The sequence below is a fragment of the Bacteroides mediterraneensis genome (assembly GCF_025993685.1).
GTDB lineage: Bacteria > Bacteroidota > Bacteroidia > Bacteroidales > Bacteroidaceae > Phocaeicola > Phocaeicola mediterraneensis_A.
In genome coordinates this window covers 1,402,150-1,417,858 of record NZ_DAJPEN010000001.1, presented here as the reverse complement: position 1 = coordinate 1,417,858, position 15,709 = coordinate 1,402,150, and the positions used below count along the sequence as shown (strand labels likewise).

Below are 15,709 nucleotides of genomic sequence, written 5' to 3'. Positions count from 1 at the left end.
AGATAATAAGTTATACAGAATTTAACAATTTAAATAAAACAAATAAAAATGGAAGTAAAAGCAAGGGTAATCGCAATGTATTTACCTCAATATCACCCTATACCAGAAAATGATAAATATTGGGGTAAAGGATTTACCGAGTGGAGAAATGTAGTCTTAGCAAAACCGTTATTTAAAGGGCATTACCAGCCACGAATACCGGCGGATTTAGGCTTTTATGATTTGCGTATTCCTGAGATTAGAGAGGCACAAGCAGAAATGGCCAGAGAAGCAGGCATAGAAGGTTTTATGTATTGGCATTATTATTTTGGTAATGGTCGTACGTTACTGGAGCGTCCATTTCATGAGGTTCTAAACTCCGGGAAACCAGATTTTCCATTTTGTTTAGGGTGGGCAAATCATTCGTGGCAAACGAAAACGTGGCAGCATAAATCTTTCCAAAAGCAAGAAATGATCATGGAAATGCTTTATCCTGGAAAAGAAGATTATATAAACCATTTTAACTATTGCCTTCCTGCATTTAAGGATTCTCGCTATATCACAGTTGATGGTAAACCTTTATTTACTGTCTTTGCTCCTACATCAATTCCTAATTCCAAAGAATTTATAGAAATCTGGCAGAATTTGGCTATACAAAATGGATTACCGGGAATTCATTTTGTAGGAAACCTTGTAGGACGTACAACAACTTTACAGCAATTGCTAGATTTAGGGTATGATGCAGTAATAGACAATAGAATGTGGCAAGCCGAGGCTGCAGTAATGGGTGCAAGCTGGAGACGTCGCTTAAAAACATTGTTTTCCTACAAACTGGGAGCATCATTAGCCAAATTTGATTATGCTAATATTATCAAATATTGGGAGACTGATGAATTTTATGATGAAAATGTATATCCAACAATCCTTCCTGGATATGACAGATCTGCTAGGGCTGGTAAACATGGTGTAATTTATTATAACTCCACTCCAAAACTTTTTAAAGAGCATGTGCATAATATTCTTAAATATGTAAAAAACAAGCAGGATGAACATAAAATTATTTTCTTAAAATCATGGAATGAATGGGGAGAAGGAAATTATATGGAACCTGATTTAAAATATGGGCATGAGTTCATTAAAGCGTTAGCCAGTGAAATTAAATGACAATGACGAAACACCCCAATATATCGTATACCCTTACACACAATTTGTGTTTAGGGTGTGGTCTCTGTGCAGACGTTTGCCCAACTAACTCAATAACCATAAACACTGATAATGGTGAATACCGCCCCCAAATTAATTCAACAACCTGCATAAACTCTAAAGGTTGTCATAAATGTAGTATGGTTTGTCCTGGTGTAGGTTGCAGTATTATGTCTATTTCAAAACAACTCTATGGGCAGGAAAGGACTATTTACGATTACAAAATTGGCTATTATTTATCTTCATATTATGGTTACGCAACTGACACCGAAACACGGTGGCATGGAGCCTCAGGAGGATTACTTTCTGCTTTTATTGCATTTTTGCTTGATAAAGGTTACATATCAGCGGCAGTTGTTTCAGAAAATGATTTAAAGTCACCTTTTCTTAACAGAACAATTCTTATACACAAAAGTAGTGAGTTGTATAGAACACGAAGTTCCAAATATTGTCCTGTAAAATTTAACGGTATTATTAAGCAAGTTAAAAAGGAAAAGGGAAAAGTTATTATTGTCGGCTTACCTTGCATAATGCAAGGATTTCGCAAATATGAGATGCTTGATAAAGATTTTAAAAGTCACATTTTAGGCTATATAGGTTTATATTGTTCGTGTGGAAGGACATTCAATCTTACAGAGTATGTATTTAAAAAAAATAAAATTGATAAGGCTTCTCTTTCTTATTTTCAATATCGAGATGAAGGGTGTTTGGGATCAATGGTAGCTATTGATAAAATGGGCACAACAAAGATTCCATTTCAATTATATTATCATCCTCTAAAGAGTTTCTTTATACCAAATAGGTGTTTGTTTTGTACAGATCACTTTGCAGAAATGGCAGATATCGCTTTTGGAGATATTCATGTAGGTAAATTTAAGAAAGATACTGTAGGAGTAAACTCAGTAGTCATTCGAAAATCCTTATTTGATAACTTGTTAAAAGAAGCGAATTTAGCCGGATATGTTGAAATATCACCATTAAGTAAAGATGAGCTGATAAACTGTCAAATCGCAATACGATTGAAGAAAGGACGAGTAAATGGAGTTTTTGCATTTTGTAGAATGTTGGGTATAAAATTGCCTAAATATGATGTGACATTAGTTCCTACTATGCGATTAAAATCTGCTCTATATTATTTATTTGCAAAATTTCAAATGTTTATTGGTAAACATAGATATCTTTGGCCAATTATCTCATTATTTACAAAAAAAGGAAAGATATGTTAAGAAATGAAGAAAAAAAATGTAAAGTAGGCGCTGTGATTATCATGCACCCAGGGCATAATAATTATGGAACTTCATTACAAGGTTTGGCTACAGTTAAGTTCTTGCAAAAGGAAGAAATCTCTTTTGATATCATTAGATATAACAAAAAACGTACGTTGTGGGATATAATAAGTACAGGCCCTTTTCTGTTGATGAGTGGTGCTTTAAAAAGTATTCAGCGTAGAAAATATAAAGAAAAGAGTATAAAAGAACATCCCGTTTATAGAGAACTGCTGAAAATAAGAACAACTAAAATTCAAATATTTAAAGATAAATACTTTGAACCATTATGCAAATATTATACAGGATATAAGAATTTGCACAAAGGCTCATTGAATTATGATGTTGTGTTTGTGGGTAGCGATCAGGTATGGAGCCCGCTCAGTTTATATTCTAAATTTTATAACCTACTTTTTGTCGATAAATCGGTCCCTACATTTTCTTATGCTTCGAGTTTTGGGGTATCAAACATTTTAAAATGGCAAATAAAAGGTACACGAAGGTTTCTTAATAAGTTGGACTTAATTGGTGTCCGTGAAATTCGTGGAAAAGAAATTGTCGATAGCTTATCCAATAAAAAGGCTACTGTTGTTGTTGATCCTACATTGCTCTTATGTCGTAAAGATTGGGATGAGATTGCAGATATGTCTTTGAAGAATTATTCAGAACCTTATATTTTTTGCTATATTTTAGGTCAAAGAGATAGTATCCGAGAACAAATTAATAAACTAAGAAATAAAACAGGCTATAAGGTAGTTTTCTTGCGGCATGTGGATGATTATTATGAACCAGATGAGAAAATGGGGGATTATGCTCCATACGACATTGATCCAATAGATTTTATTAATTTAATTCGTAATGCAAGTTATGTAATTACCGATTCTTTCCACTGTACCATTTTTTCAATTATATTTCATAAGCAATTTAGCGTATTTTATAGAGTAGATCCATCAAGTCCCAGATCAACACATTCACGAATTCAAAGTCTTTTAATGACTTATGGCCTGATTGATAGATTGGGGGAGAACGGAATGCTAGATAAAATTGACAATCAGATAGACTATAAATATGTTGATAATCAAATAAATAGACTGAGGGAGAATTCTATATATTTTTTTAGAAAAGGTCTTAATCTTCCATACATAAATTAATAAGTGATAAGTAATGACACATTTTAATCGCAACCTTGTACAAAAACTTTTTATTGGGATTGCAAAAGCACTTAATTTTATATATCGAGCTATCGATAGGTCACTAATGTATCTTCAGAAACCAAGATTTAGGCGAATTGGACATAACGTTACCTTTTACCCATTGTCTTCATATTTTATATATGAAAATATTGAAATAGGTAATGACGTACAGATAAATCATGGTGCTAACTTTGAAACATGGATAGCAAAATTGTATATAGGAAATAAAGTCCTATTTGGCCCTAATGTAACTATCCGCGGAGGAATCCATCCTTACTATAAAGTAGGTCAGTTCATTTTTGATATTCCTGAATCTGAAAAAAATCCAGAAGATGATAAAGATGTTCATATTGAAGATGACGTTTGGATTGGATGTAATGTCACTATTTTGAAAGGAGTCACTATTGGTCGAGGAGCAATAGTTGCAGCAGGTGCAGTTGTAACCAAATCAGTTTCACCATACACCATTGTCGGTGGTGTTCCTGCAAAGAAACTAAAAAACCGATTTGCTTCAATCGAAGAAACTATTGAGCATGACAGTAAATTATTTTCTAATAACAGAATAAACGATTGTGACTTAATTTCTGAATATAACAAGATCGTAAAATGAAAATCGTATTAGTAAATTATAGATATTTTTTCTCTGGTGGTCCTGAACGTTACATGTTCAACATCAAGCAACTACTTGAGGAACGTGGTCACGAAGTGATACCGTTCAGTGTTAAGCACAATAGAAATGAGAAGACCCCTTACGAGAAATACTTTCTGTCCCCGATAGGAAGCGGTGACGAAGTGTACTTCAGCGATGTGCAGAAAAGCAGGAAGAATTTAAGAGACATGTGGAAAGGTTTTAGCCGCATAACATATTCTTTCGAGGCAAAAAAATGTTTCAAGAAACTTCTGAAAGATGTCAGACCAGATATTGTATACGTGCTGTATTTTCAATCAAAAATATCATGCAGCGTGATACAGGCCGCTTATGAGATGCACATACCAATAGTACAACGCATTTCCGACTACTCTTTGTTGTGTCCTTGTGGCATGTATTTTAGACAAAGTACGTGCAGTATATGTGAGCTATGTACGCAAAAATCGAAATGGAATGCGGTGAAAAACAAGTGTGTCTACAACTCTGCGCTATATTCGTTTATAAAAGCTCTGGCAATAAAGGTACAAGACTTTGTGGGCATACGCAGAAAGATTAGCAAATTTGTGTTTCCATCTACCTTCACAATGTCCAAATTCATAGAAAACGGATTTGACCGCAACAAGCTTGTACACATCCCCACACTGTTCAACGACACCACGCTACGTTCCGACTTGGAAATACAATATAAACCTTTCGCACTGTTCATCGGAAGGACTGACCCTGACAAAGGGTTGAAGACTTTGCTGAAGGCATTTATCGGAACTGACTACAATCTGAAAGTCATAGGCTTCTCAAGTGTGACAGGTTATCAAGACAAACTGAAAAAATACCTGCAGGGCAAAAAGCACAACATTGAATTTCTTGGGAAAAAGAACTTCTGTGAGATACAAGAATATCTAAGCAAATGTCTGTTTACAATTATACCGTCAGAATGGTACGACAATCTACCAAACACTCTACTTGAAAGCTACGCAATGCGAAAATGTGTAGTTGCAACAGACATCGGAAGCCTGACTGAAAATGTAGAGGAAAACAAGACGGGGTTGCTATTCAAGTACAAGGACGTTGAAGATCTGAAGTCAAAAATAGAATATCTTTTCAGATATCCAGAAAAGGCTGAGGAATTTGGCAAAAATGCTAGAACCTTGATTGATACCAAATTCAGCATCAATAGTCATGTGGATTCATTGCTAAATCTCTTCAACGACGTGTTGAATTATAACAAAAAAACTGAGGTACGCTTACCTCATAATCACTGAAAATAATGATAACAGGCGTTTTATTAAATTAATTGAAGAGCTAAATCATCAATGATTAAATATATGAATGATAAAACAATATTATAGCCATGCAAATTAGCTGTATAACAACGTTATACCTAAGTTTATCTGCATCATATCCCTTAATATCATTAAAACCCAATCAACTTTATTTATGAAGATAGCATTTATCAGCACTCGAGGTATCCCCAATAACTATGGAGGCTTCGAACAATTTGCAGAATATATATCAGTAGGATTAGCCCAACGTGGTCATGAGATTGTTGTCTATTCCCCTCATTTCCATCCCTACAAGGAAAACAATTATAAAGGAGTACGTATCAAACACATTTACAGCCCTGAAACATGGATGGGAAGTTCTGTTGGTAGTTTTTTCTATGATTTTTTCTCACTGAAAGATGCATTGAAAAATGAAAAATTTGATATTATCTACGAGGCTGGATATACAAGTATTGTACCAGCATACATCTGGTTCAATGTAAAAAATATAAAATCCCCTATCTTTACGACCAATATGGATGGACTGGAATACAAACGTACGAAATTCAACAAATGGGTACAGAAATTTGTATTTTGGGAAGAACGGATGACTGTAAAACATAGCCATTATCTGATAGCTGACAACATGGGGATTCATGACTATTATAAGGAAAAGTATGGAAAGGAAAGTAAGTTCTTAGCATACGGAGCAGATATTCATAATAACTATAATGAAGGATTCTTAAAAGATTTTGGTTTAGAAGCAAACAACTACTATTTACTTGTTGCCAGATTGGAACCAGAAAACAATATCACAATGGCAATAGAAGGTTACCTTGCTTCTAAAGAAAATGGGAAACGCCCACTCATTATTGTAGGAAAGACTAACACACCACACGGAAAAGAATTGGTTGCAAAATATGGACATGAAAAATCCATACACTTTGTTGGAGGAATTTATGATTTTAATAAACTAAATTCTATCCGTCATTTCTCTTATGCCTATTTCCATGGACATAGTGTAGGAGGAACAAATCCATCATTATTAGAAGCCATGGCTTCTGACTGCTTTATCATAGCCAACGACAACATTTTCAATAAAGCTGTTTTAGGAGCCAACGCACTATATTATCCAAATGAAACCACTATAACAAATCTACTAAATAACATTGATACACTGACACAAACACATAAAAAGACTTTTATTGAAAAGAATCTTGAAGTTATCCGCAAAGAATATTCTTGGGAGAAGCTTGTAGATGAACATGAAAAATATTTCTTTGAATTGCTAAAAAATCAATAATATGACATCACCTAAAAAATATTTTTATGAAATAAATATAGCAAAAGGGATTGGCATGTTACTTGTTATCATAGGCCATGCTTTTCCTGATGCTGAAAAAGAATTTTATCTTGTAGGAGGGAGAGACTCATTTGCTTCTTTTATAGAAAATCTTATTTATTCTTTCCACATGCCTCTTTTTATGCTATGCTCAGGTTTTCTTTTCCTCCCTAAATTAACAAAGGAGATAAATATTAGAGTAGAAATATCAAAAAGATTTCAACGCTTAATGATTCCATATTTCTTTTACTCCATCATTGTTTATATCCTTAAAATTTTTTTTAATCAATATGCAAATCACCCTATCCAAATACAAGATATTTGGAAAATTCTCATTTGTGAAAGTCCAAGTGGGGGAGTGTGGTTTTTATGGACACTATTCGTAATAACCTTATTTTGTGTTATTATGAAACGAATAGGAATAATATATATCAGCATCATAAGTATATTAATATATATAGCTCCATATCCAGAAAAATGGATGGAATTCAAAGCTATACAACATTTTTCACAATTTTTATTGTGGTTTATTGTAGGAGGGTTATTAGCAAAATACTATGACGCCGTTAAATATCTCTTACAAAACAAATACATATATATAAGTTCATTCATTCTACTAATAATATTCCAATTCTTTTCATCAAATAAAGAAATCTTAAATATATCTTTTGATGCAATAACTACCCTTTCGGGAATTATTGCAAGTCTAGGATTTTCTTATCTAATAGTTTCTTTTTCAAAAGAGAATAAATTATATCAAATATTTGATACTATTGGGAAATACAGTATGGAAATATTCCTTCTTAGCTATTATATTCAGGTACCTCTTCGAGTCTTATATATAAACTTTGGAGTTTTAAACTATGTTCCGTATTTCATTTTTGTCATTATAAGTACTATTGCAGGTATTATTATCCCTATTATTATAGCACAAAAATGGATTTATAGAAGTAAAATATTAAGTAAATTACTTTTAGGTAAATAAAGATAATAAACAAAGCTTTATCAACATCAAAAGATTGTATGATAATACTATCTTTAAATGTTATAAATCAAATAACAATATATTATGAAAGGAATTGTATTAGCCGGCGGCAGCGGCACACGCCTCTACCCCATCACCAAGGGAGTGAGCAAACAGATGCTCCCCGTATTTGATAAACCGATGATTTACTACCCCATCTCGGTACTGATGCTGGCAGGCATCCGTGAGATTCTGATTATCTCTACGCCCTACGACTTGCCGGGATTCCGCCGCTTGCTGGGTGACGGCAGTAATTTCGGCGTGCGTTTTGAATATGCTGAACAGCCTTCACCCGACGGACTGGCTCAGGCTTTCATCATCGGGGAAAAGTTTATCGGCAATGATTCTGCCTGCCTAGTATTGGGCGATAACATCTTCCACGGAAATGGTCTGAGTGCCATGTTGCGCGAAGCGGTTCGCACCGCAGAAGAAGACAAGAAAGCCACGGTATTTGGCTACTGGGTAAGTGACCCCGAACGCTACGGTGTGGCAGACTTCGACAAGGATGGTAACTGCCTTTCCATTGAGGAAAAACCGCAGCATCCGAAATCAAACTACGCGGTGGTAGGTCTGTATTTCTACCCGAACAAGGTGGTTGAGGTAGCCAAGAATATCAAACCATCTGCGCGCGGAGAACTGGAAATCACCACGGTGAACCAGCGGTTCCTGGAAGACGGAGAACTGAAAGTACAGACTTTGGGACGTGGTTTTGCTTGGCTAGATACAGGTACGCACGACTCACTGGCAGAGGCTTCTACTTACATTGAAGTGATAGAAAAACGCCAGGGGCTGAAAGTGGCTTGTCTGGAAGGTATCGCTTTCCGCAAGGGATGGATTACAGCAGACAAACTGCGCGAAGAAGCACAGCCGATGTTGAAGAACCAGTACGGACAATACTTGCTGAAAGTGATTGACGAAGTGGAACGGACGGGGAAAGAAAACCTAGACTAATGAATAATTAATAATGAATAATGAAGAACGTGCCTAGTTCTTCAGTAAAAGACTTATCTATTGAAATGGAAGTAATTAAAACAGCTATAGAGGGCGTGGTGATTATTGAACCGCGTATCTTCAAAGATGCCAGAGGTTATTTCTTCGAATCATTCTCGCAACGGGAATTCGAAGAGGAAGTGGGCAAAATCAATTTTGTGCAGGACAATGAGAGCATGTCATCCTACGGGGTGATGCGGGGATTGCATTTCCAGCGTCCGCCTTATACACAGAGCAAACTGGTGCGCTGCGTGAAGGGTGCCGTGCTGGATGTGGCTGTAGACATCCGCAAAGGAAGTCCGACCTACGGGCAGCATGTAGCGGTAGAACTGACGGAAGAGAATCACCGCCAGTTCTTCATTCCTCAGGGCTTCGCCCACGGATTCGCCGTGCTGAGCGAAACGGCTGTGTTCCAGTATAAGTGCGACAATTTCTACCATCCGGAAGCAGACGGGGGAATCAGCATTCTGGACAACTCACTGGGCATTGACTGGCGCATTCCGACCGAACATGCCATCCTGAGCGAGAAAGACACGAAACATCCGCTGCTGAAGGACTTTGATTCTCCATTCGAATTCGGAGCTTTCTAAAAAGGATAATTGATACATTATTTTCATTCTTAATTCTTCATTAAAATGAATATATTAGTGACAGGCGCCAACGGACAATTGGGTAACGAAATGCGCCTTATCAGCAAAGATATGACCGACCACTTCATTTTCACGGATGTGACGGAAGTGGAAGGTGTGGAAACTACCCTGCTCGACATCACCAATCTGGATGCCGTAAGGGAGATGGTAAAAACCCACAAAGTAAACTGTATTGTGAACTGTGCCGCCTACACGAATGTGGACAAGGCGGAAACGGACGTGGATTTCTGCCGGACGCTCAACGCAAAGGCGCCGCAAAATCTAGCCCTCGTCATGAAGGAAGTGGGAGGTCTGCTGGTACACGTGTCTACAGACTATGTGTTCGGCGGTGACCCGTACAACGTTCCTTGCCGGGAAGACCAGAAGGGTACTCCTACCGGGGTGTACGGACTGACCAAGCTGGAAGGAGAAGAGAACATCAAGGCAGCCGGATGCGACTATGTGATTATCCGCACGGCGTGGCTGTATTCTGAATTCGGCAAAAACTTCGTGAAAACGATGCTGAACCTGACAGCGACCAAACCACAGCTGAAAGTGGTGTTTGACCAGGCAGGTACTCCGACCTATGCCTACGATTTGGCAAGAGCCATCGAAGCCGTACTGAAGGACTATGCCAAGGAACAGCCGGCATCGGCCTACAGCAAAACGGGCATCTATCATTTCAGCAACGAAGGGGTTTGTTCGTGGTATGACTTTACCAAGACGATTGCCGCCATGGCGGGCCACACGGAATGTGACATCCAGCCTTGCCACAGCAACGAGTTCCCCAGCCCGGTGAAACGTCCGGCTTACTCCGTGCTGGACAAGACCAAAATCAAGGAGACTTTCGGTTTGCGTATCCCCTACTGGACGGATTCGCTGAAAGTATGCATCGAGCACCTGACAAAGAATAACTAACCCTTAAACCATCTTTATTATGAGTACATTCAAACGCAACATACTGATTACCGGCGGTGCCGGATTCATCGGCAGCCACGTGGTTCGCCTCTTCGTGAACAAATATCCGGAATACCGTATCATCAACCTGGACAAGCTGACGTATGCAGGTAATCTGGCGAACCTGAAGGACATCGAAGACAAGGAAAACTATGTGTTCGTGAAAGCAGACATCTGCGACTACGAGAAGATGCAGGAAATAATGCAGCAGTATCACGTGGACGGCATCATCCATCTGGCAGCTGAAAGCCATGTGGACCGCTCCATCAAGGACCCGTTCACCTTTGCACGCACAAACGTGATGGGCACGCTGTCCCTACTACAGGCGGCCAAAGTGTACTGGGAAAGTCTGCCGGAGAAATACGAAGGCAAGCGTTTCTATCACATCTCTACCGATGAAGTGTACGGTGCCCTGAAACTGACGCATCCGGAAGGCGTGGAACCGCCGTTCACTACCACAGCTTCCTCAGCCACTCATCATCTGGCCTACGGAAAGGATTTCTTCTATGAGGACACGAAATACAACCCGCACAGCCCCTACTCTGCCAGCAAGGCCAGCAGTGACCATTTCGTTCGGGCCTTCCACGATACATACGGCATGCCGACCATCGTGACGAACTGTTCGAACAACTACGGACCGTATCAGTTCCCGGAAAAGCTGATTCCGCTGTTCATCAACAACATCCGTCACCGCAAGCCGCTGCCGGTATACGGCAAGGGCGAGAACGTACGCGACTGGCTGTATGTGGTGGACCATGCACGGGCCATCGACGTGATTTTCCATAACGGCAAGATTGCGGAGACATACAACATCGGCGGTTTCAACGAATGGAAGAATATCGACATCATCAAGGTAGTCATCAAGACAGTAGACCGTCTGCTGGGACGTCCGGAAGGAGCCGACATGGACTTGATTACGTACGTAACCGACCGTCCGGGACACGACATGCGTTATGCCATCGACTCTACGAAGCTGCAAAAGGAACTGGGCTGGGAACCGAGCCTGCAATTTGAAGAGGGCATCGAAAAGACAGTTCGCTGGTATCTGGATAACCAGGAATGGATGGACAACGTGACGAGCGGGGACTATCAGAAGTATTATGAAAGTATGTATCATTTAAAATAAAATGAGTATGCTGACAAACAATATTAACTTAAACGGAAAAACTATCTTTATAACCGGTATGGCCGGCTTTATAGGAAGTTATTTGGCATTAGAGCTTTTAAAGAGAGAAAACAATATTCGTATTGTAGGTATTGATTCTATTACGGATTACTACGATACCTCTTTAAAAGAAGAAAGACTGAAAAAACTGGAAGCATACACCAACTGTACTTTCATTAAAGGAAACATTGCCAACAAAGCATTAATTGAGAAAATCTTTAATGAATACAAGCCTAACATCGTGGTAAATCTGGCTGCCCAGGCAGGAGTCCGCTACAGTATTACCAATCCGGATGCCTACGTGGAAAGCAACCTGATTGGCTTCTATAATATTCTGGAAGCTTGCAGACATTCGAATCCACAAGTAGAACATCTGGTATACGCTTCTTCATCGAGTGTATATGGAAGTAACAAGAAAGTTCCATACAGCACAGATGACAAGGTAGACAATCCGGTCAGCCTTTATGCCGCTACTAAAAAGAGTAATGAACTGATGGCGCATGCCTATTCAAAACTGTATAATATACCTTCTACTGGATTGAGATTCTTTACTGTTTACGGCCCAGCTGGAAGACCGGACATGGCTTATTTTGGATTTACCAATAAATTACGTGAAGGGAAGACAATCCAGATATTCAATTACGGTCATTGCAAACGTGATTTCACCTATATTGATGATATCGTAGAAGGGGTAATCAGAGTGATGCAACATGCACCGGAAAAGAAGAATGGCGAAGACGGTTTGCCTATTCCTCCCTATAAGGTATATAACATCGGAAATAACCAACCGGAAAATCTGCTGGATTTTGTCACAATTTTACAGGAAGAACTGATTCGCGCAAAAGTATTGCCAGAAGATTATGACTTTGAGGCTCACAAGGAACTGGTTCCTATGCAACCAGGAGATGTGCCTGTAACCTATGCCGACACAACTCCGCTGGAACAGGATTTTGGATTCAAGCCGTCGACTTCATTAAGAAACGGATTAAGAGCTTTTGCTGAATGGTATGCTTCTTATTATCTTAAAAAATAATGAACTATGAGAGATTTTAAAGATCTTCAAATTGCCGTAGCAGGTACAGGCTATGTAGGCTTGTCCATCGCTACCCTATTATCACAGCATCACCACGTGACAGCTGTGGATGTAATCCCTGAAAAGGTAGAGAAAATCAATAATCGTATTAGCCCGATACAAGATGATTACATTGAAAAGTATCTGGCAGAAAAAGAACTGAACCTGACAGCTACACTGGACGGAGCTACAGCATATAAAAACGCAGACTTCGTAGTGATTGCGGCACCTACCAACTATGACCCCGTGAAGAATTATTTCGACACGAGCCATGTGGAAGAAGTAATCGACCTGGTGCTGGAGGTGAACCCGGATGCAGTGATGGTCATCAAGAGTACCATCCCGGTGGGATACTGCCGGAGCCTGTACGTGAAGTATGCGGAAAAATTCCGCAACACTCCTGCCCTCGCCGGAAAGAAATTCAACCTGCTGTTCTCGCCGGAGTTCTTACGCGAAAGCAAGGCGCTGTATGACAACCTCTACCCTAGTCGCATCATCGTAGGCTATCCGAAATTCATTGACGGACGGGATGCAGAAAACGAAGCTATCAAAGCCATCGCAGGAGAACATCTGGAAGAAAAAGCCAAAGAATTTGCAGCCCTGTTGCAAGAAGGTGCCATCAAGGAAAACATCGACACGCTGTTCATGGGCCTGAAAGAGGCAGAAGCGGTGAAACTTTTTGCCAACACGTATCTGGCACTGCGTGTGAGCTACTTCAACGAATTGGATACGTATGCCGAAGTGAAGGGACTAGACACACAGGCCATCATTCAGGGTATCTGTCTGGACCCGCGTATCGGTACGCACTACAATAACCCGAGTTTCGGATACGGTGGTTACTGTCTGCCGAAGGATACCAAACAGCTTCTGGCCAACTATCAGGATGTACCGGAAAATTTGATTCAAGCCATCGTAGAAAGTAACCGTACACGTAAAGACTTCATTGCAGACCAAGTGCTGAAAAAAGCCGGATATTATACAGAAAATGCACAATGGAATGCCAACAATGAGCACGAAGTTGTTGTAGGTGTATACCGTTTGACCATGAAGTCAAACAGCGACAATTTCCGCCAGAGCAGTATTCAGGGAGTAATGAAGCGTATCAAGGCCAAAGGTGCTACGGTAATCATCTATGAACCGACACTGGAAGATGGAACGACCTTCTTCGGTTCGAAAGTGGTAAACAATCTGGAAGAATTCAAAAAACAGAGCAATGCCATCATCGCCAACCGATATGATGCTTGTCTGGATGACGTGAAAGACAAAGTCTATACACGTGATATCTTCAGAAGAGACTAAACATTAGGGAACCATATCTTTAACAATCAGAAGTGTCTGTATTTCCAACGGGGAAATTCAGGCACTTCTGTGGTTTTAGCAATAATAAAAATCTTGTTTTAACGGAAGTTATGACACAAGAAAACCCTACTCCCCAAGGGGAACACTCCACCGAGACAACAGACTCGCCTTTAATTTCCCTTATACCTATCCCCGATCTGGCAATTAACCATGTGAAGGTTGATTTCCTAGAAGCTGATGACGGGAAACTTCCATCGCGGTGAGAGCTGCGTCGCCATGGTCGTTTAGAAAGGTTTAACACAAGTAGTTACAATGATAACAAAGAAAAAAACCTATTCATTAGGAAATGCAGAAATAAATTTGTTTTTTTGCACGAGAACCAAATCAAAAAAAATAAAGCATTATGGGAAGAATTTCACAAAAACTGGATTTTCAATTGGATGGTAACGGCAATGGAGAAGTCACTTATTCTAAGTACACGTTCGGAATCACCATTCAAGCGCAAGCCGAGATTCTCCAACCGAAAGGGAATTATCAAGTAGAACTGTTTGTCAACGGCAAATCCAAATTGTCCAAAGACATTTCGGACAATCAAAGCATCAGTGCCAAGATCAAGACATCTTTCTGGAAGACAACCCAAATCAAGGTCACGATTCATTCGGACAATGTGCGCAATCAAAAGGGTTCTATCCAATTGGACGCAAGTTATTGACGCCTGTCCTGGCTTTTATATAGGGAAAATGTAAGCGGACAAATACACCTTTTACACCTTGAGGTTTGATTGTAGCTTTGCGACAGCGAATACAATCAAACCTCAATTATTATGAATAGACTGGAATTTGAAGAATTGGAATTGCAGGTACAACAAAGCGGCCTGCCGTTGAAGTCGTACCTGCAGCAAATAGGTGTAAGTTATTCAACCTATCATTACTGGCGTAGAAAATGTTCAGTTGACAGGAACAGTGTTAAACAGGAGCTGGCTCCCATCAGTCTTAAACAGTCAGTCATGGAATCGTCCCCTGAAGGACAAGTGCCGCATGGCGTGGCCGTTCTGTTTCCCAACGGTCTTCGTGCCCACTTCGGAAACGGGTCAGAAGAGATACTGATGGAGCTGTTCACCCAAAGTCTTCGAGGACGGAAAAATTACCTCTTCTGCGGCAACCATGAGGCAGCGGCTAATATGTCGGTCATCTGTTCCCTGCTGGCCACCTGTAAGGCACATGATGTAAACCCAAGGGATTATCTGAATGATGTCATCGCCCGAATGCCCTATCACAAAAAGGCTACTCATGAGGAACTGCTGGAACTGCTTCCACATAAATGGAAGCTGCAACATCCGGAAAGTGTACTGACAAAACAAGGGGAGGAATCCGGAAACCACTGCTGACTGCAACATATAGGTTCAACAAAATAATAGCGACTGCAACTATTAGGTTTATAGTGACAGTCGCTATTGTTGTATATAAAGTTCAATACCTGTAGTTTAACGAATGCTTACAAAGTATCATGATCAGCATGATTTCTGCCTTTGACAGGGTTGAGACACAGTGATATGGGTGTTTCATACGGGGTTTAAGCGTATATTTTAACATCATTGCATCAAAAAAAACTGCAAAATCATCTGCCATACAAAATAATTTTATAACTTTGCTTTCGGTAATCACTGCGATTATTGTTTGTAAA

The 15,709-nt window shown here is 39.5% G+C and carries 14 protein-coding genes and 3 pseudogenes; 16 read left to right on the top strand and 1 reads right to left on the bottom strand.

The window, feature by feature from the left end:
• The first annotated feature begins 48 nt into the window (after nt 1-48).
• The 16 genes and pseudogenes from OIM59_RS05705 to OIM59_RS05635 form a co-directional block, all read left to right on the top strand.
• Nucleotides 49-1,143: a glycoside hydrolase family 99-like domain-containing protein gene (locus OIM59_RS05705; protein ID WP_303895631.1), complete on the top strand. Its 1,095-nt coding sequence runs from the start codon at nt 49-51 to the stop codon at nt 1,141-1,143.
• Nucleotides 1,140-1,322 (top strand): annotated as a pseudogene (locus tag OIM59_RS18690) (NADH-quinone oxidoreductase subunit I); the annotation flags it as partial. The gene OIM59_RS05705 and the pseudogene OIM59_RS18690, both read left to right, overlap by 4 nt.
• Complete coding sequence (locus OIM59_RS05700) at nt 1,323-2,408, top strand: Coenzyme F420 hydrogenase/dehydrogenase, beta subunit C-terminal domain (protein ID WP_303895629.1); 1,086 nt, start codon at nt 1,323-1,325, stop codon at nt 2,406-2,408.
• Entirely contained in the window at nt 2,402-3,598 is a 1,197-nt protein-coding gene (locus OIM59_RS05695; protein WP_303895627.1) for a polysaccharide pyruvyl transferase family protein, read from the top strand. The genes OIM59_RS05700 and OIM59_RS05695 overlap by 7 nt, the downstream gene beginning before the upstream one ends.
• A 13-nt stretch (nt 3,599-3,611) precedes the next feature.
• Entirely contained in the window at nt 3,612-4,250 is a 639-nt protein-coding gene (locus OIM59_RS05690) for a DapH/DapD/GlmU-related protein (RefSeq protein ID WP_303895625.1), read from the top strand.
• On the top strand, nt 4,247-5,548 hold the full coding sequence (locus OIM59_RS05685) for a glycosyltransferase family 4 protein (protein ID WP_303895623.1): 1,302 nt from the start codon (nt 4,247-4,249) through the stop codon (nt 5,546-5,548). Before OIM59_RS05690 ends, OIM59_RS05685 begins: the two co-directional genes overlap by 4 nt.
• 175 nt (nt 5,549-5,723) lie before the next feature.
• Nucleotides 5,724-6,851: a DUF1972 domain-containing protein gene (locus OIM59_RS05680; protein ID WP_303895621.1), complete on the top strand. Its 1,128-nt coding sequence runs from the start codon at nt 5,724-5,726 to the stop codon at nt 6,849-6,851.
• Between the two features lies 1 nt (nt 6,852).
• The gene (locus tag OIM59_RS05675; RefSeq protein WP_303895619.1) at nt 6,853-7,875 is read left to right on the top strand and encodes an acyltransferase family protein; all 1,023 of its coding nucleotides are present in this window, start codon (nt 6,853-6,855) and stop codon (nt 7,873-7,875) included.
• A gap of 84 nt (nt 7,876-7,959) precedes the next feature.
• The gene (gene rfbA, locus OIM59_RS05670; RefSeq protein ID WP_303895617.1) at nt 7,960-8,865 is read left to right on the top strand and encodes a glucose-1-phosphate thymidylyltransferase RfbA; all 906 of its coding nucleotides are present in this window, start codon (nt 7,960-7,962) and stop codon (nt 8,863-8,865) included.
• 65 nt (nt 8,866-8,930) lie between these two features.
• Entirely contained in the window at nt 8,931-9,494 is a 564-nt protein-coding gene (gene rfbC, locus OIM59_RS05665; RefSeq protein ID WP_303895615.1) for a dTDP-4-dehydrorhamnose 3,5-epimerase, read from the top strand.
• Between the two features lie 45 nt (nt 9,495-9,539).
• On the top strand, nt 9,540-10,451 hold the full coding sequence (rfbD, locus tag OIM59_RS05660; protein WP_303895613.1) for a dTDP-4-dehydrorhamnose reductase: 912 nt from the start codon (nt 9,540-9,542) through the stop codon (nt 10,449-10,451).
• Nucleotides 10,452-10,470: 19 nt separating this feature from the next.
• Entirely contained in the window at nt 10,471-11,616 is a 1,146-nt protein-coding gene (locus tag OIM59_RS05655; RefSeq protein ID WP_303895612.1) for a dTDP-glucose 4,6-dehydratase, read from the top strand.
• A 7-nt stretch (nt 11,617-11,623) separates the two neighbouring features.
• On the top strand, nt 11,624-12,688 hold the full coding sequence (locus tag OIM59_RS05650; RefSeq protein WP_303895610.1) for an NAD-dependent epimerase/dehydratase family protein: 1,065 nt from the start codon (nt 11,624-11,626) through the stop codon (nt 12,686-12,688).
• 6 nt (nt 12,689-12,694) lie between these two features.
• Nucleotides 12,695-14,026, top strand: a complete 1,332-nt coding sequence (locus OIM59_RS05645) for a nucleotide sugar dehydrogenase (protein ID WP_303895608.1) — start codon at nt 12,695-12,697, stop codon at nt 14,024-14,026.
• 403 nt (nt 14,027-14,429) lie between these two features.
• Nucleotides 14,430-14,738 carry a hypothetical protein gene (locus OIM59_RS05640; protein WP_303895607.1) on the top strand — a complete coding sequence of 103 codons (309 nt, stop codon included), beginning with the start codon at nt 14,430-14,432 and terminating at the stop codon, nt 14,736-14,738.
• A gap of 423 nt (nt 14,739-15,161) precedes the next feature.
• Nucleotides 15,162-15,413: pseudogene (locus OIM59_RS05635) on the top strand (transposase domain-containing protein); the annotation flags it as partial.
• Between the two features lie 112 nt (nt 15,414-15,525).
• On the opposite strand, the pseudogene OIM59_RS05630 reads toward OIM59_RS05635, so the two are convergent.
• Nucleotides 15,526-15,690, bottom strand: a pseudogene (locus OIM59_RS05630) (IS982 family transposase); the annotation flags it as partial.
• Between the last annotated feature and the right edge of the window lie 19 nt (nt 15,691-15,709).